16 protein-coding genes are annotated in these 20,840 nt (G+C 60.1%); 4 read left to right on the top strand and 12 right to left on the bottom strand.

Features of this window, described 5'->3' with window-relative positions:
* Window positions 1–132: 132 nt before the first annotated feature.
* Window positions 133–753, top strand: coding sequence for a TetR/AcrR family transcriptional regulator (locus ASG79_RS21245; RefSeq protein WP_056393887.1), 621 nt, complete (start codon window positions 133–135; stop codon window positions 751–753).
* 34 nt (window positions 754–787) lie between these two features.
* Here ASG79_RS21245 and ASG79_RS21240 read toward each other — a convergent pair whose 3' ends face one another.
* The 9 genes from ASG79_RS21240 to uxaC all read right to left on the bottom strand — a co-directional run bounded on the left by ASG79_RS21240 (window position 788) and on the right by uxaC (window position 12,027).
* A complete protein-coding gene (locus ASG79_RS21240; RefSeq protein ID WP_056393886.1) occupies window positions 788–1,624 on the bottom strand; it encodes an MBL fold metallo-hydrolase in 837 nt (278 codons plus the stop codon).
* Window positions 1,621–3,087, bottom strand: a complete 1,467-nt coding sequence (locus ASG79_RS21235) for a purine-cytosine permease family protein (protein WP_082581871.1) — start codon at window positions 3,085–3,087, stop codon at window positions 1,621–1,623. The genes ASG79_RS21240 and ASG79_RS21235 overlap by 4 nt, the downstream gene beginning before the upstream one ends.
* 110 nt (window positions 3,088–3,197) lie before the next feature.
* On the bottom strand, window positions 3,198–3,821 hold the full coding sequence (locus tag ASG79_RS21230) for a TetR/AcrR family transcriptional regulator (protein WP_056393884.1): 624 nt from the start codon (window positions 3,819–3,821) through the stop codon (window positions 3,198–3,200).
* A 223-nt stretch (window positions 3,822–4,044) separates the two neighbouring features.
* Window positions 4,045–6,408 (bottom strand): beta-glucosidase family protein, encoded by a 2,364-nt coding sequence (locus ASG79_RS21225; protein WP_056393882.1) that lies wholly within the window; start codon window positions 6,406–6,408, stop codon window positions 4,045–4,047.
* Window positions 6,409–6,455: 47 nt separating this feature from the next.
* The gene (locus ASG79_RS21220) at window positions 6,456–7,364 is read right to left on the bottom strand and encodes a 2-hydroxy-3-oxopropionate reductase (RefSeq protein ID WP_268760859.1); all 909 of its coding nucleotides are present in this window, start codon (window positions 7,362–7,364) and stop codon (window positions 6,456–6,458) included.
* 4 nt (window positions 7,365–7,368) lie between these two features.
* On the bottom strand, window positions 7,369–7,914 hold the full coding sequence (locus ASG79_RS21215) for a gluconokinase (protein ID WP_056393878.1): 546 nt from the start codon (window positions 7,912–7,914) through the stop codon (window positions 7,369–7,371).
* A gap of 33 nt (window positions 7,915–7,947) precedes the next feature.
* Window positions 7,948–9,177 (bottom strand): D-mannonate dehydratase ManD, encoded by a 1,230-nt coding sequence (gene manD, locus ASG79_RS21210; protein WP_056393877.1) that lies wholly within the window; start codon window positions 9,175–9,177, stop codon window positions 7,948–7,950.
* A gap of 31 nt (window positions 9,178–9,208) precedes the next feature.
* Window positions 9,209–10,576, bottom strand: coding sequence for a mannitol dehydrogenase family protein (locus tag ASG79_RS21205; RefSeq protein ID WP_235509894.1), 1,368 nt, complete (start codon window positions 10,574–10,576; stop codon window positions 9,209–9,211).
* A 41-nt stretch (window positions 10,577–10,617) separates the two neighbouring features.
* Complete coding sequence (uxaC, locus tag ASG79_RS21200) at window positions 10,618–12,027, bottom strand: glucuronate isomerase (protein WP_056393875.1); 1,410 nt, start codon at window positions 12,025–12,027, stop codon at window positions 10,618–10,620.
* A 199-nt stretch (window positions 12,028–12,226) separates the two neighbouring features.
* Between uxaC and ASG79_RS21195 the strand changes: the two genes are divergently transcribed.
* The 3 genes from ASG79_RS21195 (at window position 12,227) to ASG79_RS21185 (ending at window position 16,386) form a co-directional block, all read left to right on the top strand.
* Window positions 12,227–13,282, top strand: coding sequence for a LacI family DNA-binding transcriptional regulator (locus ASG79_RS21195; RefSeq protein WP_056393872.1), 1,056 nt, complete (start codon window positions 12,227–12,229; stop codon window positions 13,280–13,282).
* A gap of 324 nt (window positions 13,283–13,606) precedes the next feature.
* Window positions 13,607–15,394: a beta-glucuronidase gene (gene uidA / locus ASG79_RS21190; RefSeq protein ID WP_056393870.1), complete on the top strand. Its 1,788-nt coding sequence runs from the start codon at window positions 13,607–13,609 to the stop codon at window positions 15,392–15,394.
* 164 nt (window positions 15,395–15,558) lie between these two features.
* Window positions 15,559–16,386: an SDR family NAD(P)-dependent oxidoreductase gene (locus ASG79_RS21185; protein ID WP_056393868.1), complete on the top strand. Its 828-nt coding sequence runs from the start codon at window positions 15,559–15,561 to the stop codon at window positions 16,384–16,386.
* Window positions 16,387–16,532: 146 nt separating this feature from the next.
* On the opposite strand, the gene ASG79_RS21180 is transcribed toward ASG79_RS21185, so the two are convergent.
* The 3 genes from ASG79_RS21180 to ASG79_RS21170 all read right to left on the bottom strand — a co-directional run bounded on the left by ASG79_RS21180 (window position 16,533) and on the right by ASG79_RS21170 (window position 20,806).
* On the bottom strand, window positions 16,533–17,885 hold the full coding sequence (locus ASG79_RS21180) for an MFS transporter (RefSeq protein WP_321165901.1): 1,353 nt from the start codon (window positions 17,883–17,885) through the stop codon (window positions 16,533–16,535).
* 437 nt (window positions 17,886–18,322) lie between these two features.
* A complete protein-coding gene (locus tag ASG79_RS21175; protein WP_082581869.1) occupies window positions 18,323–19,102 on the bottom strand; it encodes an alpha/beta fold hydrolase in 780 nt (259 codons plus the stop codon).
* A 171-nt stretch (window positions 19,103–19,273) separates the two neighbouring features.
* Window positions 19,274–20,806, bottom strand: coding sequence for an ABC transporter substrate-binding protein (locus tag ASG79_RS21170; RefSeq protein ID WP_082581868.1), 1,533 nt, complete (start codon window positions 20,804–20,806; stop codon window positions 19,274–19,276).
* Window positions 20,807–20,840 lie beyond the last annotated feature (34 nt).

Here is a 20,840-nt window from a genome sequence, read left to right as displayed (position 1 = left end):
CGGCGATGCTGCGGGCACGAGTTTTTCAGCATCTTATGCCGCAAGTCACAAATAAACCAAATGGCATTTGGTTAATTGTGACTTGCATCGTTACGGTGCCGGGTTACCGTCCCCGCCTGCAATACTCAAGTGATGGTTAGACCTCGAACGCAGCTGCTTTCCCGCGACATCATCCTCGATGCGGCCTTGGAACTGATCCGTAAGGAGCACGATTTCACCATCCTCGGCATTGGCAGGCACCTCGGGGTGAACCCGTCCTCCCTCTACCACCATTTGAAAGGCGGACGCGATGAGATCATCAACGGGCTCCGGGAGAGGCTCTACGACAAGATAGACCTGGCCTCGCTGAGGACAGGCCCTTTGCCGTGGCAGATAAGGATTCAGCAGTGGGTGCGTTCCTACCGTGATGCGGTGGCCCACTACCCGGCAGCCATTCCCATCCTCATTGGCCGATTGGTGGACGATACACCCACTCTTGCCGTCTACGAGACATTGGCTGCGATCCTTGCCGAAGCCGGCGTCCCGGAGAGCAAACAAGTGGGCTGCATAGCGATGCTCGATGCAGTGGTTTTCGGTTCCGCTATCGACGCCGGTTCTCCGGAACCTTTGTGGGATACATCCGCTGACAACCAGCCTTACCTGCACCGGGCGGTCGCTGAAGGCGAAACATCGGACCGTGTGGCTCACGGTCTCGATATGGCAATCAGTGCCGCAGTTACATACATTGAGCGGCTTGTGAACCGAACTGCCTAGTACACGGGCTACTGGGAACTAGTAGTCGACCCTGCTACCAAGAACCATCGGCAGAGACTGTGGAAGCAACAGCGTCAAGACCCCTATTAATGCCCGCGGTAAGGCTTTTAGAAAGGGGGGCCTGAATCTTGATGTATTCATCGATGATCTGGTGCATCCGCTCCACGCCAAAAGTGTCGTTGTGCCCGGGGAAAACGCGAGTCACTGGCAGTAGCTTCAGCCTGAGCAGGCTCTCCACGTAGTCATAGATGTTTGATTCGTGCAGTTCATCCAGGAGAGGCCCCTCATAAATGACGTCTCCGCTAAACAACGAGCCGTCGAAATCATCGAAGAGGCTGATGCTCCCCGGCGTGTGTCCTGGAAGGTGCAGAACCCGAAGGGTCCGGCTCCCGAGATCAATAAGATCACCGTCGTGCAGGGCTGTTGCTCCACGCAGGGTCGGCAGACGGTATTGCTCCGGCGCGAATCCGGGTTCCGGGCGGGCATCCAGGAGCATTTCGGGGGCATCCGGCCAATCGATTCCGAGCAGGGCGGCCAGCGTGGGGCCGTTGAGCGAGGCAGGAACTGACCGCTTGCCACTTTCTTCCGGGTGCATACGCAAGTCCGCGAATTCGTGGGCTGATCCTACGTGGTCCAAGTGGGCGTGGGTGATGATCAGGATGGGGTTGTTGAGAAAGAGTTCGGGCATGTGGTCACGGAGCGATGCGACGCCCAGCCCGGCGTCCACGATCAAATCGTGGTCGCTGCCCCGGATATGCCAGATGTTCGCGCGGACCATTTCGTGCACATGGGGTTCCTCGATGCGCGTGATGGTGTCGGTAATCTGGGTCGAATGGAACCATGTGGTGGCCAAGGGAAGTTCAGCGCTCATTTGGGTCCCCTGCTCTCTGCGGCGAAGACGGGTGGTTCAGAGCTGTGTTCGTGCGTGCTGCTGCGTATGCGGTCTCCTTCGGTTAGTGCGTAGATTCCGCCGCCGAGGACCATACCTACGAAAACGGAGATGTCCGCGCCGCCCAGAGCGCTGGCTAGGGGACCGATCCAGAACGTGGTGTTGATGCAGAAGAACGAGACTATGGATGCGATGACCAAAGCGGACATTCCGCCGACGTTGAATCCGCCACGGAACCAGTAGGGGCTGTTGTTGGTCGTGTTCTGCAGCGACGGTCCGTTATAGCGGTTGCGGCGCAGGTAGATGTCCACTGCGTAAATGGCCATGGATGGTGCCAGGATCGCGATCGTGACCTCAAGAATGCCACTGAGGGTTCCTATGAAATCCGAGATAAACAGTGCGTAGAGGGTGACACCGACAGCGATGACCGCATCGAAAATGATGGTCACGGAGCGGCGCCAAGGGATACCGACGGCTAGAAGCGCCAGTCCGGTGCTGTAGGCGGTCAAAGCGTTGTTTGAGATCGAACCCACAACGATGACCAAGAGGAATATTGGGTAGAACCAGGCGGGGAGGATCTCAGCCATGGCCTTCTCGGGGTTGGACATGTCGATTACGGTGCCCGCCAAGACACCCAAGACTGCTATTCCGGCTGCTGGCAGGAATCCACCCAGTGCAGTCCAGAGGGTAATGCTCCTCGCCGATGACGTGGCGGGCAGGTATCGCGAGTAGTCGGCGCCGACCGGCCACGACAACGGGGCTGAGGCAATGATTGCGAAACCGGCGGCGGCAGTGGCCCACATTGGGCCGCCCGACAATACGCCGGCTTCGGGAACGTAGGAAAAGTCAGCCCGACTGACAACGAACCATGCCATGACCGCTAGGGCACTCAGCAGCGCCCAAGTAAACCATGGACTGAGCTTCATTATAGTTGCGTGCCCGTAGACGCTGATCGTAAACGTCGCCGCCGCCAAACCCACTACTATCAGGATCTTTACAAGAGCCGACGCTTCGCCGAAGAAGAGCTCTACAAGAGCGAATCCAGCCAGAGCACCGACCGAGAGGTTGATCGCTTCGTACAGCACCCCGACAAGCCAGCCCCTGATCAACGAAACAATCCGGTTGCCATGAAGGCCGAAGAAGGCACGCCCGATGATCGTGCTGGGGCTGCCGGCGGCCGGGCCACTAATTGAGAGATAACCAACACCCAACCACACAAGGTTGCCCGAAATCACGACTGCAACCGCCTGAACAACATCGAGTCCGAACAGTACGAGTAGGCCGCCGATCACGAAGTAGAGATATGTGACGTTCGATCCTGCCCACACAGCAAACAGCGAACGGGCAAACCCGCGCCGCTCACTTTCCGGTACGAAGTCGGATCCATGCGCTTCAATTTTTCCAGCTTCATTCGGGCTGGTGGCGCCTCTGTTGCTCGGTGACATTTCGCTCCATTGCTACTGTTGTCCGTAAGGCCAATAAGGGATGCAGAGAAGACTACCCCTAATTGCTCACATGGACAATAACCCTAGGAGTTGGAGCTACAAACTGACTGCTATTTCGGATGAAGTGTCCCGGAGGCTAAGCCCAGCTCCCGCTCAGCAGTCAAGAACAGCAGGTCCTCAACTGTGGGGTAATCCAGAGAAGAACCATTGAGAGCCGCGCGCACTGCGGAGGACACGACCTGCCCATCCAGAACGGCCAGTATGCGCATGGCAGCACGCGAGGGACTGGCGGTGCTGAACTCCCCCGTTTCGACGCCGTTGCGGATGAGCGCTTCCATCCCGGCGACATCCAGCTCCATCTGTTCTACTACCGCCGCCCTCAGGGCGGGCCTGTCAGCAGCGTGACGCCAGGCATCGAGCCATAGCAGGCTCAGCGGGTCACGAACCGGAGAAATATAGGCCGATAACATGAGACGCACCTGGGCAGTGGAGGTCTCGGCCGAGGCAACCACGGCGGCAATTACAGCCCGCTCGGAAACGACGACTTGACTGAAGGCAGCAGCTACAAGTTCATCGATAGGGTTGAAATAGTGCGTAACAAGTCCTGACCGTACACCCACTTCATCAGCAATCCGTCGGGAAGTGATGCGTCCAAGACCCTCCTTCAACGCGAGAGCGGCGGCCGCGTCCCTGATCTCGTCGCGCCGGTCAACCGGCTTCTTTCTTTGCGCCATCAGAGGTCAATCCGGAAAGGGTTCATGGTTCCACCCTATTGGGCGCTATGACAATACCGGCAGAATCGAGGTTCAAAAGTTGTATTACCCATACGAACAGGTGACCATTGACTCCCCCAACGGTACGTTTTGACTTCGTCAAATCCGTAAACCTGCCCATAGGGTAGGAGTTCGTTGCCGTAAGGGGTACAAGGCCAACCTGCAGCCAGCGAAGCCTGAGGGATCACCCCGCTGCCCCGCGCATTTCGCTGATGTTGGTGGTGAAGGTCAGTGGGAGATTCGCCGAGGAGCTGCCGACGAAGATTTGTCGGTTTCCTGTACCGAGTTCCCAGGTTTGGGTGGCGGTGTTCCAGGATGAGAACTCCTTGAGCGGGATGGTGATTTCTACACGCTGGTTTTCGCCGGGTTTCAGGTCCACTTTCTGGTAGCCGACGAGTTTGCGTTCGACTTGAGGAACTGCCAGTTCGGCGCTCGGCCCCGCATAGACCTGGACGATTTCCTTGCCAGCGCGTTTTCCGGTGTTCTTGAGGGTGAGGCGGACGGTGAGGGTGTCGTTTTCCTGCTTGGCGGATACTCCGTGGTAGTCGAACGTCGTGTAGGACAGGCCGTGGCCGAACGGGAACAACGGCGTGGCCCCTGTTTTGTTGTACCACTTGTAGCCGGCGTGGATTCCTTCGGAATAGGTGACGACGTTTTCGACGCCGGGATAGTTTGAGGGGTTCCCAGCTATTGGTGTCGCGGTATCGGATGCGGGAAAGGTCTGGGTCAGCTTGCCGGAGGGGTTGATGTCGCCGTAGAGCAGGCGGGCGGTTGCTTCGGCGCCGTTCTGCCCCGGGTAGTACATGTTCAGGACGGCGCTGACCTTTGAGATCCAGGGCATGGTGATTGCCGACCCTGTGTTGAGGACGACGACGGTACGAGGGTTCGCCGTGGCCACCTCGGAAATGAGCAGATCCTGGTCGGCGGGCAGGGACAAGGAGTCCCGGTCAGCGGTGGCGGTGGCATTGTCATAGGCGAAGACGACCGGGGTGTGGACGGTCTTTGCCTGCTCGACGGCTTTCGCACGCGCGGCGGCGCCGTCGGCCGGGGTGATCCAAGTCAGGTTCATCGTCGTTGGCGTTGCGCTTAGTGCCAAGCCGCGGAAGGACACGGAATGTCCGCCCTTGGTGAGACGGATGCTTCCGGTGGCGGGCTCCTGGATGCTCGCCGCAATCGAGGTTTCGTCAATTCTCAATGTGGCATAGCCCAGGGGTGCGTCGAGGACGAAAGAGTACGTCCCGTCGGCCGGGACGGTAAGTTTCCCCGTGTAGGAAACGTTCTTTCCCTGGGCCAGCGGTGCGGTCCCGGTTGAATCAAGCAGGCTGGCCGGGCTCAACGCGTCCGTCGGAATTGGTGTGCCGCTTTCAGGGATGCCTGACGTCCAGGACACTTTCGTGCCGGCGTCGGCCCGTGAACTGATGGCATCCAGAGGTGAGGCTGCAAAGGCAGGAATGACGGCAGCGCTGCCCCCACCACCGATTTTCGGGTGCTTCGCGGTCGGGCCAATTAGGGCGATGGAGGTGGTCGCACTCGTCAGTGGCAGTGCGGCGTCCTCGTTTTTCAACAGGACAGCGCCTTCCTCAGCGACCTTCTGGGCGACAGCGGCCCCGGCGGCAAGATCCAGCTCCGGGCGGATCCTTTCTCCGTGAAGGAATCCGTAGCGTTCCATCTGGCCAAGGATTCGGGCTACTGCATCATCAAGGGCTGCTAAGGGGACGGTGCCATTGGCTAGCGCTGCATCAAGCGGTGCGCCGAAAAACGATTGCTGGCGGCCAATCCAGTGCATTTCCTGATCCAGGCCTGCGGTCAGGTCTGTGGGAGCGTGCGCTGCACCCCAGTCGGACATCACCCAACCCTGGAAGCCGAGTTGCGTCTTCAAGATGTCATTCAAGAGTGCGTTGTTGCCGCACGAGTGCTCGGCGTTGACCTTGTTATAGGCGCACATAACGGATCCAGCGCCTGCATCGACGGCTGCTGCGAAACCTGGAAGTTCAACCTCGTGCAGGGCCTGGTCATCGATTGTGACGGAGACTTCCGAGCGGTTGTTCTCCTGGTTGTTCAGGGCGAAGTGCTTGACCGTTGGGATCATGTCCTCACCCGCGATGCCCTCGATCTCGGCAGCAGCTGTCTTTGCGGTTACGAGGGGGTCCTCGCTGAATGTCTCGTAATTGCGGCCACCTTGAGGCACTCGAATGGTGTTGACCATCGGTGACAGTGATACGTCTTGCCCGAGCGCCTTGCCTTCCCGGGCGATCACCTGGCCGTAGCGGCGTGCCAGTTCAGCATCAAAGGCCGATGCCAGAGCTACAGGCACAGGCAGAGCCGTGGTGGGTTGTGGCAGGCGAACCCCTGCCGGCCCGTCGACCAACCTCAGCTCCAGAACACCGAGCCGGGGAACGCCGGGAATACTGACAAGCCGAAGTACGAATTGTAGGGCTGTGCCCATTCCGTCCCCTCGTGAGGCGGATGCAGCGGTGCAGCGCACCGCCCGCTGAAGTTCGAAGATCTCCTGCACCAGGTTTGCTGCGGTTTCAGGGGCAAGTGCCATATCTGTTCCCACAATGCCTCGGGTAGAGGCCGCGACGGGCATCTCCTCTAATTGCGGCCGCTGAGCTTCAGGACCTGCTTGAAGAGCCCTGAGTGGTCCAGTGCGCCGTCACCCTGGTTGACGGTGGCGGCGACAAGCTGGGCGACGACGGCGCCCAGCGGGATGGCGACGCTGGCTTCGCGCGCGGCAGAGGTGACGATGCCCAGGTCCTTGTTGTGCAGGGCCAGGCGGAAGCCGGGGTCGAAGTTGCGGTCCAGCATCTTCTGGCCCTTCTGGTCCAGGACCTTGGAGCCGGCCAGGCCGCCACCGAGGACCTTGAGGGCGGCGTCGGTGTCCACGCCGTAGGCCTCCAGGAAGGCGATGGCCTCGCCGAGGACCTCAATGTTGACGGCCACAATGAGCTGGTTGGCAGCCTTGACCGTCTGGCCCGAGCCGGGGGGACCCACGTGGACGATGGTCTTGCCGACGGCGCTCAGGACGTCCTGGGCGGCGTCGAAGTCCGCCTTGTCGCCGCCCACCATGATGGACAGGACAGCGTCGATGGCGCCCTGTTCGCCGCCGGAGACCGGTGCGTCCAGGGGGCGGAGGCCGGCTTCCCTGGCTTCTGCCGCGAGGCGGACCGCGACGTCCGGGCGGATGCTGGAGGCGTCAATCCACAGGGCGCCCTGCTTTGCATTGGCGAAGACGCCGTCCTTGCCGCTGACCACGCCCTCAACATCGGGGGAATCCGGCACCATGGTGATGACGACGTCGGCATCCTTCACGGCGTCCGCGATGCTCGAGGCGCCCTTGCCGCCTTCGGAGACGAGCTTGTCGATCTTGTCCTGGCTGCGGTTGAAGCCGGTGACGGTGTGGCCGGCCTTGACCAGGTTGATGGCCATGGGCAGGCCCATGATTCCGAGTCCGATGACTGCAACGTTGCTCATTGGTAATTCCTTGCTTTTCGTAGAACGTATGTATTTAGGCTTGGGCGCCGGATGAGGGGCGGATCGGCATGCAAGATGCCAGCGCAGCAGCTACCACGTCGTCGACCGGAGCGGAGATGTCGACGACGACGCCGGTTTCGTCGTCCTGGAGCGGTTCGAGCGTGGCGAGCTGGGAATCAAGGAGGGCGGGGGGCATGAAGTGCCCGATGCGGCCTTCGGTGCGTGCCTTCAGGACCTCTTTGCTGCCGTTCAGGTGCAGGAAGATCGTGTCCGGTGACTGTTCCCGGATGGCGTCGCGGTAGCTGCGGCGCAGCGCGGAGCAGGCCAGGACCAGTCCGCCGTCGCCGGCAGCTGCCAGCCTGCTGCCGACCGTTGCCAGCCAGGGCCAGCGGTCCTCGTCCGTCAGCGGCGTGCCTGCTGCCATCTTTGCCACGTTTTCCACCGGGTGGAGGGAGTCTCCGTCGAGGAACGGGACCCCGAGTTCGCGGGCTACGAGGTCGCCGATGGTGGTCTTGCCGCAGCCGGAAACGCCCATGACGATGACGCGGGGTGTGGCAGTAGCGGATTTGTTGTTGCTCATCGAGGTTTTCCTTCTTGCCAGTCGTGGCCTGTTTTACCAGTCGTGGACGGTGCCGTCGACGAGGCGGTTGTAGGGCAGGTAGGCCTGCTGGTACGGGTACGCGGCGGCTGCTTCTTCGTTGAATTCGACGCCGATGCCCGGCTTGTCGCCCGGGTGCAGGTAGCCGTCGGTGAACGTCATGGACTGCTCGAAGACCTCGTTGGTCTTGTCCGAGTGCTGCATGTATTCCTGGATCCCGTAGTTATGGATCGCCAGGCCCACGTGCAGCTGCGCCGCGAAGCCGACCGGGGAAATGTCGGTGGGGCCGTGGAAGCCGGACTTGATCTGGTACTGCGCGGCGAAGTCCATGACCTTCTTCAACGGGCTGATCCCGCCGAAGTGGGTGGACGCGGCCCGGACGTAGTCGATCAGCTGTTCCTTGATCAGGGTCTGGTAGTCATACACGGTGTTGAAGATTTCCCCGATGGCCAGCGGGGTGGTGGTGTGCTGGCGGACCAGGCGCAGCCCCTCCTGGTTCTCCGCCGGCGTGCAGTCCTCCAACCAGAACAGGTCATACGGCTCCAACGCCTTGCCCAGCTTCGCCGCCTGGATCGGCGTCATCCGGTGATGCCCGTCATGCAGCAAAGGGATCTCCGCGCCGAACTCATTCCGGACGGCCTCAAACACGGTGGGCAGGTGGCGGAGGTATGCCCGGGTGTCCCAGTCCTCTTCCTGCGGGAAGGCGCCCCGCCCGGCGGGTTCGTAGTCGTACCGCTCCCCGGAGGCCTGCGCCTGCGCCGCCACCCCGTACACGGCCTTGATCCCCGGGATCGCGGTCTGGATCCGGATCGACTTATAGCCCAGCTCCAGGTGCTCCCGCACCGAATCGAAGAGCGACTCGATGTCCGCACCCGAGGCGTGCCCGTACGCCCGCAGCCCGTTCCGGGACGCCCCGCCCAGCAGCTGGTACACGGGAAGCCCGGCCACCTTGCCCTTGATATCCCACAGCGCCATGTCGACGGCGGCAATGGCCGCCATGGTCACCGGGCCGCGGCGCCAGTACGCGCTCCGGTACAGGAACTGCCAGGTGTCCTCGATCCGGTGCGGGTCCTTGCCGATGAGTAGCTGCGCGACGTGCTCCTTCAGGTACGCGGCGACAGCGAGTTCGCGGCCGTTCAACGTGGCATCACCAATACCGGTCACACCATCCTCGGTAGTGATTCGAAGCGTCACAAAATTCCGGGAGGGACTTGTTACAAAGACGTCAGCGGCAATAATTTTCATGGTTCTGGTCCTTCCAGTGCGGTCCGCTGCCTTAGCGGGCCGCGGGATCAAGATCGGAAATATCGACGGGGGAAGTTCGCGAAGTGGCAGGCTGTAGCGAATCGACGCGGGAAACAAGCTCGACGTCACCCGCGAGCTCAGGGCTGAGCAGCGCGACAAGCGCCGCGGTGCGTTCGCTTCCCTTAAGGGTGAGCGCGGTCCTTATCTCCGCGGCCAAGGGGTCCTGAAATTCAGCCGTTGATGAGATGTAGGCCAGCCACGCTGCGATCATCCGGGCTGCCCCATCGCCGGAACGTCCCGCGGCGCGTTCGGCGGCAAGGACGGGGAGCGCGCGCATCCGCAACTTGGTGGTTCCGTCCATGGCGATCTGCGCCAGATGGTGCGCAATTCTGCTGTTGCCGAACCGTTCCAGCAGGGCGCTTCGGTATTCAGCGATGCCGAGGTTTACGGGCAGATGCCTTGATGCCTCAACCCAGAATTCCTCCACGGCGTCCCTGCAAATACAGTCGGATAATGCCTCAGCCACGGTCTTATGGCCGCGAAGCAATCCCAGGTAGGCCAGGATGGAGTGCGCCCCGTTGAGCAGCCACAGTTTGCGGTTCTCATAAGGTTCGATGTCGTCCACGAACACGGCACCGGCGTCTTCCCAGCGGGGCCTGCCAGCAGGAAAGTGACCGCTGAGGACCCAGTTGTGGAACGGCTCCGTGACAACGGCGGCTTCGTCCCGGTACCCGCAGGCATCGGTGATCAGGCCAAGGTCTGCCGGTGTAGTCCTCGGGGTGATGCGGTCCACGGAAGTGCTGACGAAACTCACATTCGTGTCGATCCAGTCTGCCAATCCAGCGAACGAACCAGCCTGGCCTGTGGGCCACGCTGCGAGGGCGAGGACAGCATTCCGAGTCACTGTGCCGTTGTGGGCCAGGTTGTCACAGCAGACGACGGCGAGGGGCCCCGCACCGGATACCCGCCGGGCCGCGAGTGCCAGGACGAGACGCCCTAGCGGGGTCGAGGACTCCAAACCGCCGGTGGGCTCGTCGAGTGCATAGGCAGCCTCGGTGATGGTAAGGGTAACCACGGCCGTCTGCGGGGAGGCTACCAGTTCTTTCAGCCGTTGAAGGTTTGCGCCATCGACGGCTTCCACGATACTGCCCACGAGCTCGAAGACGTCCCCGTCACCGGACCGCTGCACCAGTGTGAACAAGCCGTCCTGGGCCGCCAGCGTGTCGGCAACATCCGGCCGTCTGCCGCTGAAGGACGCAATTCCCCACTCCCCGGCATTGCCTGCGTGCTGGGTGTACCAGGCCTGGTGGGACCGGTGAAAGGCTCCGAGCCCCAGGTGAACTATTCGCGCAGGGGCCGGTTCCGGGGCTCCCTGCAGGTGTCGACTCAGCAACGGCACGGGCTTTGCCGCGGGCGCCGGGCTTTCCAACTTCCCCGCGTTCACAGCTTGAACACCCGGCGGGGCGAGGCGTCAACAGTGTCATGCATGATATCGAAGGCACGCTCCTCATTTATCCGGTGCTCCGCCACCAGGCGGGCAAGGAAGGACGCCTCTACGCGGCGGGATGCCTCATGGCGGGCGGGTATGGAGCAGAATGCTCTCGTGTCGTCGATGAAGCCGGAAAATCGGGAGAATCCAGCTGTTTCGGTGACGGCTGACCTGAAGCGTTGCATCGCGTCCGGAGCATCAAGGAACCACCATGGCGCGCCAAGATACACCGCAGGGTAGAAGCCGGCAAGCGGGGCAAGTTCGCGCGAGAAAACCGTTTCGTCCAGCGTGAAGAGCACAAGGTGGAAGTCTTTTGCCGTCCCGAAGTCCTGCAATAGGGGGCGGATGGCCTCGGTGTAGCTGATGCCAAACGGAATGTCGTGTCCCCTGTCGGCACCAAAAGTATCGAAGCTCGGCTGATGGTGGTTCCTGAAGGAGCCCGGGTGGATCGTCATGACCAACCCGTCCTCCACGGACATACGACCCATCTGGTAAAGCATGTGCGCTTCAAAGGCGTCACGTTCGGCAGCCGTAAAGATCCCGGTCCGGGCCTGCTCGAAAAGTTTGGCGGCTTCAGCCTCACTTAGTTTCAGGGTTGCAGGAGTCCGTACTCCATGATCTGCAGAGACTGCACCATGTTCGACGAAATAGCGGCGCCGTGTCTCGAGGGCACGGATGTAGCTCCTGTAATCGCTGTCCCGCTCCCCCGCGGCCGCGGTCAGGCACTCAATGTTTTCCTTCCATTGTGGATGGGCAATGTTCATATACGCGTCCGGGCGAAAGGTGGGCAGAACGCGCCCGTGGAAGGTGGGATCTGCAGCGATGGCCTTGTGGCTGCTCAAATCGTCCAGGGGGTCATCGGTAGTGGCAAGGACTTCAATGTTGAAGTCCTTGAAAAGCTGCCGCGGGCGGAAGGTTTCTTCTTGCAGCTTGGCCGAAAGCTCCTCATACAGGGCATCTGCCGATTCGGGCGTGGGTAGCTGACTAAGGCCGAAGACGAATTGGAACTGGTCCCGAAGCCAATGGCCGGAAGCAGTTCCGTCAAAAAGCGGCCACGCCTTACAGAATTCATGCCAGACCGACCTGCTGTCCGGACGCAAAGTTTCATTCGAGGCCGGAACCAGCCGGGATAGCGGTACACCGCTGGCGTGTATGAGGCGAACAACGTAGTGGTCAGGGCTTACCAGCAGCGCTGCAGGATCGGGAAAGGGAGAATTCTCGGCAATGACGGCGGCGTCGACGTGTCCATGTGGAGAAAGTATCGGCAGGCCTTCCACCGACTCCAGAAGTGACCTTGCGAACCGGCGCACTCCGGGATCTGCCGGAAGAAGGCGATCTGGGTGTGTAAGAGACTGAGGCATGCCTCCATGCTGGCCCAGCGGGTGCACTATGTCAACCGGTTGCCATGGTCGTTGCGCCTTAGTCGGTGAGTGCCATAGCCCTTGCAGATACTAGAATCTGGGTATCTGCAAGGGTGAACGAGCGGCTACATTGGCACGCTCGTCGGCCGGATTATGGCAACCGCTTGATTTTTCCCGTTATGTTTCCGATCCTGTAGAGGTGACTGAACTATCACCCCCCACGGCGGAGGCTAAGACCCTCCGCGGCAAAGTCGAGGGCAGACCGCCCAGGGCCAATGCCACGATTTACGACATTGCGAAACTGGCGGGCGTGAATCCTTCAACGGTTTCCAGGGCTCTAAGCAAACCCGGCAGGGTAAGCGTTGTTACCCGCAAGCTCATTGAGGATGCAGCGGCGGAGCTCAACTATCAGGCAAATCCCTTCGCGCGAGCTCTTCCTACGGGAAAAACCAGCACCATCGGCCTGATTGTTACCGATGTCGCGAACCCAACGTTCCTTGGAATAATCAGGGGAGCAGAATTTACAGCCGCAGATCATGACTATTCGGTAATTCTTGCCGAATCGGCGGAGTCCTCCCGGAAAGAACAGTCTGCTGCCCAGCGGATGCTGGCAAGCGTGGACGGCCTGATTCTGGCTAGCCCGCGAATGGACGACGCCCACATCAGGCAGCTTGCCGAACAAAAGCCCGTCATAGTGGTCAACCGTGACGTAGAGGGCATCACGTGCGTTGTCCCGGATGTGGAGCAGGGCTTGGGGGAAGCGGTGCGTCATCTGGCCGGGCACGGACATCGAAAGATTACCTTCATCGCCGGCCCCGAGGCATCGTGGATGTCTCGACGGCGATGGCTGGGCGTGCAGCAGGCATGTGAGTGGTCCCGGATAGAGGCCGACAAGCTGCATTCGGACAGTCCCACAATAAAAGGGGGCCGGGCGGCTGCCCGGACGATTGTCGGAAGTGGGGCCACGGCCGTCATTGCCTACAATGACCTCCTGGCCATCGGCCTGCTGCAGGAACTCCAGGCCGCGGCCTATGCGGTTCCAGACCAGATCAGCATCATAGGATTCGATGATATTTTTGGCGCCGACTTCACCACGCCAGGGCTGACGACGGTACGAGCGCCTATGGAAACTTGCGGCGTGGAAGCAGCCGGCCTTCTGCTCAAAGCGCTTAGAGGGTCGGAAAAGGGTCCTTCAACCCACTATATCGACACCGAACTGGTGGTCAGGGGCTCCACCGGAAAGTTCCCTGGCTGAACCATCAGCCGGTTTCAAGCACCCCCTGCCCCCGGAACGGAACCACCTTCATGGCTTGTCGTCCCCAATGTTTCCAGGATATTTTGTCAATCGGTTGCAACGCCAATACGAGTATTCAACCCTCGACCCCATCCCCGGAGTGCCACCGCGTATTGGGGCGAATATTGCCGCGAACTAGGCACTATGTTCCGCAGTCCGCTCGTTTGTGACGCTGCTCACAGTGCGATGCTCTCGCAACAAAACTCTCTATCCGTTATGATTTTGGCAACCGCTTGCCGTTCCTCTGGGCAATCGATGCCAACCAAATAGTCAGGAATTCAATCAATGTTGAAACCTCAGGCCTCAAGTACCCGCGATCTCGTCAACCTGGACGGAATTTGGCGGTTCGCCCTCGACGAGACCAACCTGCGGGAGCCGTGGTCCGCGCCTCTTCCCGGTTCGCTTGATGTAGCAGTGCCCGCCAGCTACAACGATCTCTTCCTGGATGCAAAGATCCGCGACCATGTGGGCTGGGTGTGGTACCAGCGTGACGTATTCGTCCCCCAGGGCTGGGATTCCAAACGGACAGTAATCCGTTTTGATGCGGCGACGCACCACGGCAAGGTCTACGTCAATGATGTCGCCGTGGTGGAACATGTCGGCGGATACACCCCGTTTGAAGCGGACATCACTGAGTATGTGCAGCCGGGAAAGTCCTTCCGCTTGACCGTCGGGGTGGACAACGAGCTTTCGATCCACACCATCCCGCCAGGGCACGTCAACGTGGTCGATTCGGGGCAGCGCCGGCAGAGCTACCATCACGACTTCTTCAACTATGCCGGCCTGGCCCGGTCGGTCTGGCTTTCGGGAGTCCCGCAGACGCGAATTGACGACATTACGGTAACAACTGGGATCGATGATGCCGCTGGCATCATCCAGTATTCGGTTATCTCCACGGAGCCCGCGGATGTGCAGGTGGTTCTCCGGGACGAAAGCGGCGCAGAGGTGGTTCGTGGAAGCGGGGCCGAAGGTTCGCTTCGCGTCGAGGATGTAAACCTGTGGCAGCCAGGAGCTGCCTACTTGTACAACCTGGAAGTCTCGCTTCACCATAACGGTGAAATCCTGGATTCCTATACTCAGAGCGTCGGTGTTCGAACCATCGAGGTGACCAAGGATGAGTTCCTCATCAACGGCAAACCGTTTTACTTCACTGGTTTCGGAAAACACGAAGACACTCCGGTTCGCGGCAAGGGCCATGACAATGCCTACCTGGTCCACGACTTCGAACTCATGAAGTGGATTGGGGCCAATTCCTTCCGCACCTCCCACTACCCGTATGCCGAGGAAGTTCTGGAGTACGCCGACAGGCACGGCATCGTTGTGATTGGCGAAACGGCTGCCGTGGGCTTCAACCTGGGTGTCTCGGGTGGAATGACCGCCAAGAACCCGCCCCCCACGTTCTCCCAGGAAACGCTGGGCGACGAAATGCAGGAGACCCACGCGCAGCACCTTCGTGAGCTGATCGGCCGGGATAAGAACCACCCAAGCGTCGTCATGTGGTGTATCGCGAATGAACCAGCAAGCCAGGAGGACGGAGCCTACGAATACTTTGCGCCGCTTGCGGAGCTGGCACGCAAGATAGATCCCAGTCGGCCCATAACCTACACAGCATGGCTGCTTGCAAACGCAAAAAATGACCAGATCGCCACGCTTTTCGATGTGATCGGCATCAACCGGTACTTCGGGTGGTACATCGATAACGGTGACCTTGCGTCGGCAGAGGTGAAACTTGAAACCGATATTCGCGATTGGGTCGAGAAATTCGACAAGCCGGTCATGATGACTGAGTACGGTGCCGACACGATGGCGGGACTGCACTCGCTCAATGACATCCCGTGGTCGGAGGAATACCAGATCGCATACCTGGATATGAATCATCGGGTCTTCGATAAGTTCCCGTCCTTTGTCGGTGAACAAGTTTGGAACTTCGCCGATTTCAGGACAACACCCGGAATCCACCGTGTAGACGGAAACAAGAAGGGAATCTTCACTAGGGACCGGAGGCCCAAGGGCTCAGCGTTCTACCTTCGCGGCAGATGGACCGCCACGGGCAATACAAAACCCGGCCAGTAGTAATCACGAATGACGAAGGGGTGCCGCTCATGAGCGGCACCCCTTCCATATCTGTCCGCAAAGCAAATGACTCGAGACGTCAAGTGTTTGGCGTCTCATCGCCTCTATCTGCCGGCCGATACTCCTGAGTAATCCGGCAGCATCTCAACATAAAGGGACTGAAAATGAAATTGAAACGCGGTGACGTTGCCGTCATCACGGGCGGGGCCAGCGGGATTGGCTTTGGACTTGCCCAAGCGGTTGCTGCACGTGGTGGGCGCGTCGTTATTTCAGACATCCGCGCAGATGCCGCCGAAGCTGCCGCGAGCAGTCTTCGTAAGGCCGGAGCCGACGCTGTGGCTGTCGCCGCGGACGTTGCAGACCTTGAATCAGTCAGGGCATTGGCGAAAGCTGCGATTGACGCCTTCGGCACTGTTCAGCTTCTGTGCAATAACGCAGGCCTTGTGTCGCCCAGCGCTTCCACGTGGGAGCAGACACCGCAGACATGGGAACGGATGATCCAGGTCAAGATCCTTGGCGTCGTCAACGGCATCAGCGCCTTCGCGCCACATCTTATCCAGCAAGGACGGGGGCATGTTCTCAACACGGCGTCCTCCGGTGGCTTGGCGCCGCTTCCAGGCCGGTCCCCTTACACAGCCACAATGCATGCCGTCGTCGGGCTTACTGAAACCCTCGACCTGGAGTTGAAGCAGGCAGCGCCGGACCTGGGAGCCACCGTCCTATGCCCAGGACTTGTTGATACGCCCCTGGGGGACAACTCGGCGGCACTTGGCGCAATTGAACTGCCCTCGGGAGCGCCGAGCATCCGTTCCATGGGCCTCCCTTTTCTCACCCCGAGTGAAGTGGCCGAGGCTGCCCTCGACGCTGTGGACGCGGGAATAGTGCACGTGGCGCCGGGAGCAGGTGTCTTGGAACGGGCGAAAGACAGGGTCAATGCTCTGCTGGCCGATCTGCTCGACGGGAGTATTCGAGAGGCATCGATAAGCCGCTGAGCTTTGGCAGCGGGCGGGAGACATCAGAACGGCCCGGCTGGATATTCCAGCCGAGCCGTTCTGTGTATGTGGTGGCAGTAATAGTTGTTGTTGCTGCCTCGCTCCTGAGTGGGCCCGCAGGGTGCAAGCATCAATCGGGCTGGCCTCTACCGGAGAGGCCTGTACTGCGGTAGAAAGGTAGCAATAGCCAGCGCGGTGAGGGCGGCGCATGCCCCGATTCCCATCATTACAAGGAAGGCATCACGCGACGGAACAGAGTGACCGGCCAGATTCACGCTCATCTGGGCGAAGACCAAACCGGCGACGGCCGCTGACAAGGATGTCCCCACCGAGCGCATTAGCGAGTTGAGGCCGTTGGCAGAGGCCGATTCTGACGGAGGAACCGCGCCCATGACCAGCACTGGCATGGCTCCATATGCCAGGCCGATGCCCGCTCCAACCAGGGCCGATGCCAATATCAGCTGCCATACTGCCCAGAGCGCCAAAAAGCCGATGCAGTATCCAGCGGTAACGAAGACTGCTCCTGCCATGAGCGACCATTTTGGCCCTGCTGTTGTCGATATCCAGGCCGATAGGGGCGACACGGCCATCATCACCAACCCTGACGGGGCCATCACGAGTCCCACCACCAGCATAGGCTGCCCCATCCCATAACCTGTTTCTGCCGGCAACTGCAGTATCTGCGGCAGGCTAAGCGACATTGACAACATGGAGAAAGCGAAAATCAGAGACGCCAGGTTCGTTAAGAGCAACTGACGGCGCCAGCTGGTCCTTAAATCAACCAGAGGCCTGGCCACCCGTAGCTCCCAGAACGCCCAACCGATCCAAAGAAAGACGCATCCACCGCTTAGCCCCAGGGTTACGGGAGAAGTCCATCCCCAAGCGCCTCCCTTGGAAATGACAAGCAGCAGCATAATCAAGGCGGCTGACATTGCTACAGCTCCGACTGCATCGAAGCGTCCTCCCGACTTTACGCAGGATTCGGGTACCAGCCACAGGATGAGGACGAAGGCCACCAGACCAAGTGCGGCCGCCACCCAGAACAACGCATGCCAGTCCAACGTCTCCGCAATCACCGCAGCTACCGGCAGCCCCAAGGCACCTCCAACCCCGAGCGATGCGCTCATGGCTGCTGTTGCGCCGCCTACCTTGGAGGGTGGAAGCTCATCCCGCATGATGCTGATGCCCAGTGGAATTACGCCGGCGGCGAGACCTTGAAGGGTCCTGCCCACGATCAGGGGCGCCAGGCTGAAACTGAGGGCCCCCACTACTGATCCGACCACAAGCAAACCAAGGCTGATCAGCAGCATGCGATGCTTTCCGTACATGTCCCCCAGCCGGCCGACGGTGGGTGTGGCGACGGCGCCGGCAAGCAAGGTCGCCGTGACTGCCCATGTAGTGTCTCCTGCCGAGGCGGAAAGGAACTCGGGCAGACGCGGAAGCAGAGGAACGACCAAGGAATGCATCAAGGAGACAACAATGCCGGCCAAGGCAAGCACCACAACAATCCCGCCCCGCCCTTTGGGCGCACCCCGGCGAGACCTTTCTACGGGACGGGATACTTCTACAGACATGGTCTTCCTTTTTCTCGCAGAAAATAGTGGAATGATCGCCGCGCTTAGTACCGCGGCAATTTCAAGTCGTGGGATGGGCGCCACGCCGGCACCGCGCATCAGCTAGGCCGTGAAATACACTTCAAACTCAGAGAGTTCTACTATTCGGCGGTTCCCATCCGGTGAAAGGACCCAAAAAAGCTCCATGGTGGGGTGCACATCTAGGACTTCGCCCCATACAAAGCGGGTAGAGCCAACCCTTGCCTCTATCAGGTCGCCCCGCGACACCTCATCGCACGTCTGTACACGCAAACCTTTACGCACCGCTGGGGTGGGTTCACCGAGCGGCAATCCATGAGGAGACTCCATCCTGGCGTCCGTCCTTAGTTATGCAAACGGGCGTGCTCAGACACCAGTCTGGCTATCAGTCCCGGTTCGGCCACAGGAGCGAGATGGGCCGTATTACTCAACACCTCATGCCGCGCAGAGGCCACGTTTTCAACAATGAGTTGTTGATCCGTGACGGGGTTGGCTGAGTCGGCGTCGCCACTCACAACCAGTAGTGGTACTTCGATGGAGGACAGGTCTTCCGTCACGTCGGCTTCCGCCAGCAGGTCACAAGCCAACGCGTAACCTCTCGGATCCGTTGAAGACAGCATCTGCCGATGCTGATCCACGATGAATGGCTGCCTTCGCTGAAAATCAGCAGTAAACCACCGATCAATCACCTGCGGGACCAGCGGTGCGATACCGTGGGCGCGGACCTGATGACCGCGTTCGAGCCACACGTTCTTTGAAAAGCGTGCGGCACAACACATCGCGACCGCGGATTTTGTCCGGTGAGGCATAACGGCCGCGGACCGGAGCGCCACAAGGCCTCCCAACGAGACCCCTGCAATATGCGCTTCCTGGACGTTCTCGGTGTCGAGAACATCAAAAAGGTCACTGACAAGATCATCCAGGCCGAAAGGCCTGTGTCCCAACGGCCCGCCACGGTCCCTCTGGTCGAAACGCACGACGTTAAAATCTTTAGGAAGCCGGGCAACTACTCCATCCCACATGCTCCCGGTCGTCGCCAAAGAATTGACGAACACGATCGTTCCAGTTGCTGGCTGTGAGCCTGTCGTCTTATCGACTGAAACGTTGTAGCCACCGCCACTCATGGTCTGGTTCTCCTATCGGGTTGAATCACGAAACTCTGTTCAAGATGGAATATTCCTCGGACGCATTACTGCAGTGGGCAGTGCGCGCCAGGGGAAATGGCGCTGGCCGGCAGCCCGGACGCGTCGCATCCTTTCTGCCGGCCAGCAGTTAGCGGTGATTGGCTGACCGAATTACTTGCCTGTCACTCCGAACAGGCGAAGATCGGGCACTGCGCTTCCGGTTCCCTTGTAGTCAAGGCCCTTCTTCATGGCCCACGTGGATTCCAGCGAGAAGAATGGGGCCAACCAGGCATTATCCGTCGCGTACTGGTTGATCTTTTTGTAGATGTCCGCGGCACGCGCGCTGTCGGTTTCTGCGGAAAGCTTTACCAACAGGTCATTCATCTTGGGATCCTCATACCGGAAAGGATTCTGGGATCCGTTCTTCCCAAAGTAGAGGGCAACAGTCCGTGAGGGTGCCGCGGTGGTGCCCAGGTTGAAGTACATACCCCATTTGGTTGTTTGTCCGGAGCTCTGTGCTGGTACTGGTTCCCATTCGACCTTGATGCCGATATCGGCCAATGCCTGCGTGATGCTGGCTTGGAAGGGCTGGACGATCGCGGTCGCGGGCATGGTCAGGCTGAAGCCGTTGGGGTAGCCTGCCTCCTTGAGAAGGCTGCGGGCCTTCTCCGGATCAAAACCGTAAGCATCGTCGAGTTCATTAATGTATGCAGGGGAGAGCTTGTCGAAGACTTGCTCCGTGGTGCGGCCCTGGCCGTTGACCAGTGCAGCGAGCATTTTCTTGCGGTCGAATGCAAGGTTGACTGCTTGCCGGACCCGGACATCGGCCAGCGGCGGAGCCACCTGTCCGGCCCTGTCCGCGATCACAATTCCTGCCGTGGAGACATCCTCAACTGCAGTAAGGGTGAACCCGCTCGCCTCAATTTGCTTGGACTGGGCGGCATCGACAGTCCCCGCGTCGAGTTCTTTTGTCAGCAGCGCATTGAAGAGCGCTGTGCGGTCCGGAATCACCCTCACGGTGACCGTCTTGAACGGGTAGGCTTCCGCGTTCCAGTAATCGTCGCGTTTCTTAAGCACGTACTTCGTACCGTCGACCGTTGCCGTGCGGTCCAGCGTATACGGTCCCGAACCCACGGGATCCAGAGCAGTTCGCGTTTCATTGATCGTGGCCGGGTCTCCGATCGCGCCCGCACCGTAGGACAAGGACACGAGCAGGTTGGCGTCGGGGCGGCTCAGGTTGAGTACCGCGGTGTGCTCATCCGGTGCGTCGATGGAGGCAACAGCCGAAAGATTGCTCTGCTGAGGCCCGGCAGTGGTCCGGGTGCGTTCAAGACTCGTCTTGACAGCCTGAGACGTGACCGGATCACCATCACTGAATTTCATGTCGTCGCGAAGCTTAAGCGTGAGGGTACGGGCGTCCGCCGAATACTCCCAGCTCTTCGCGGCTCCAGGCTGAAGTTTTCCCTCGCTGTCGCTGTAAATCAGGGTGTCATACACGGCGCCCCAGACATACCGCTGTTGACCATCGTGCAACTGGGCCGGGTCCAGTGAATTCGGCGCTGCCTGAACTCCGAAGGTAAGTGTGGTTGGAGCGGAATCCGCTTCGGATGATGGGTCTCCCCCGCAGGCGGAGAGAGCCAGGCTCGCAGCGAGAGCGACGGCTGCGCTGCCGATCGCGGCCCGACGTAGGCGAAGAGTTGGCATGGAAGTTCCTTTGACTTGTAGTTGCCGGTTTTTT

Source organism: Arthrobacter sp. Soil761 (assembly GCF_001428325.1).
Lineage (GTDB): Bacteria > Actinomycetota > Actinomycetes > Actinomycetales > Micrococcaceae > Arthrobacter.
Note: the sequence above shows the minus strand (reverse complement) of the source record. Positions and strands in the feature narration are given on the sequence as shown.

Excerpts from the sequence above, each read along its gene's own strand:
- uidA (WP_056393870.1), top strand. The coding sequence starts at position 13,607 with ATGTTGAAACCTCAGGCCTCAAGTACCCGCGATCTCGTCAACCTGGAC.
- ASG79_RS21215 (WP_056393878.1), bottom strand. The coding sequence starts at position 7,914 with ATGAGCAACAACAAATCCGCTACTGCCACACCCCGCGTCATCGTCATG.
- ASG79_RS21175 (WP_082581869.1), bottom strand. The coding sequence starts at position 19,102 with ATGAGTGGCGGTGGCTACAACGTTTCAGTCGATAAGACGACAGGCTCA.
- ASG79_RS21225 (WP_056393882.1), bottom strand. The coding sequence starts at position 6,408 with ATGGCACTTGCCCCTGAAACCGCAGCAAACCTGGTGCAGGAGATCTTC.
- ASG79_RS21230 (WP_056393884.1), bottom strand. The coding sequence starts at position 3,821 with ATGGCGCAAAGAAAGAAGCCGGTTGACCGGCGCGACGAGATCAGGGAC.
- ASG79_RS21245 (WP_056393887.1), top strand. The coding sequence starts at position 133 with ATGGTTAGACCTCGAACGCAGCTGCTTTCCCGCGACATCATCCTCGAT.
- uxaC (WP_056393875.1), bottom strand. The coding sequence starts at position 12,027 with ATGCCTCAGTCTCTTACACACCCAGATCGCCTTCTTCCGGCAGATCCC.
- ASG79_RS21170 (WP_082581868.1), bottom strand. The coding sequence starts at position 20,806 with ATGCCAACTCTTCGCCTACGTCGGGCCGCGATCGGCAGCGCAGCCGTC.
- ASG79_RS21185 (WP_056393868.1), top strand. The coding sequence starts at position 15,559 with ATGAAATTGAAACGCGGTGACGTTGCCGTCATCACGGGCGGGGCCAGC.
- manD (WP_056393877.1), bottom strand. The coding sequence starts at position 9,177 with ATGAAAATTATTGCCGCTGACGTCTTTGTAACAAGTCCCTCCCGGAAT.
- ASG79_RS21235 (WP_082581871.1), bottom strand. The coding sequence starts at position 3,087 with ATGTCACCGAGCAACAGAGGCGCCACCAGCCCGAATGAAGCTGGAAAA.
- ASG79_RS21240 (WP_056393886.1), bottom strand. The coding sequence starts at position 1,624 with ATGAGCGCTGAACTTCCCTTGGCCACCACATGGTTCCATTCGACCCAG.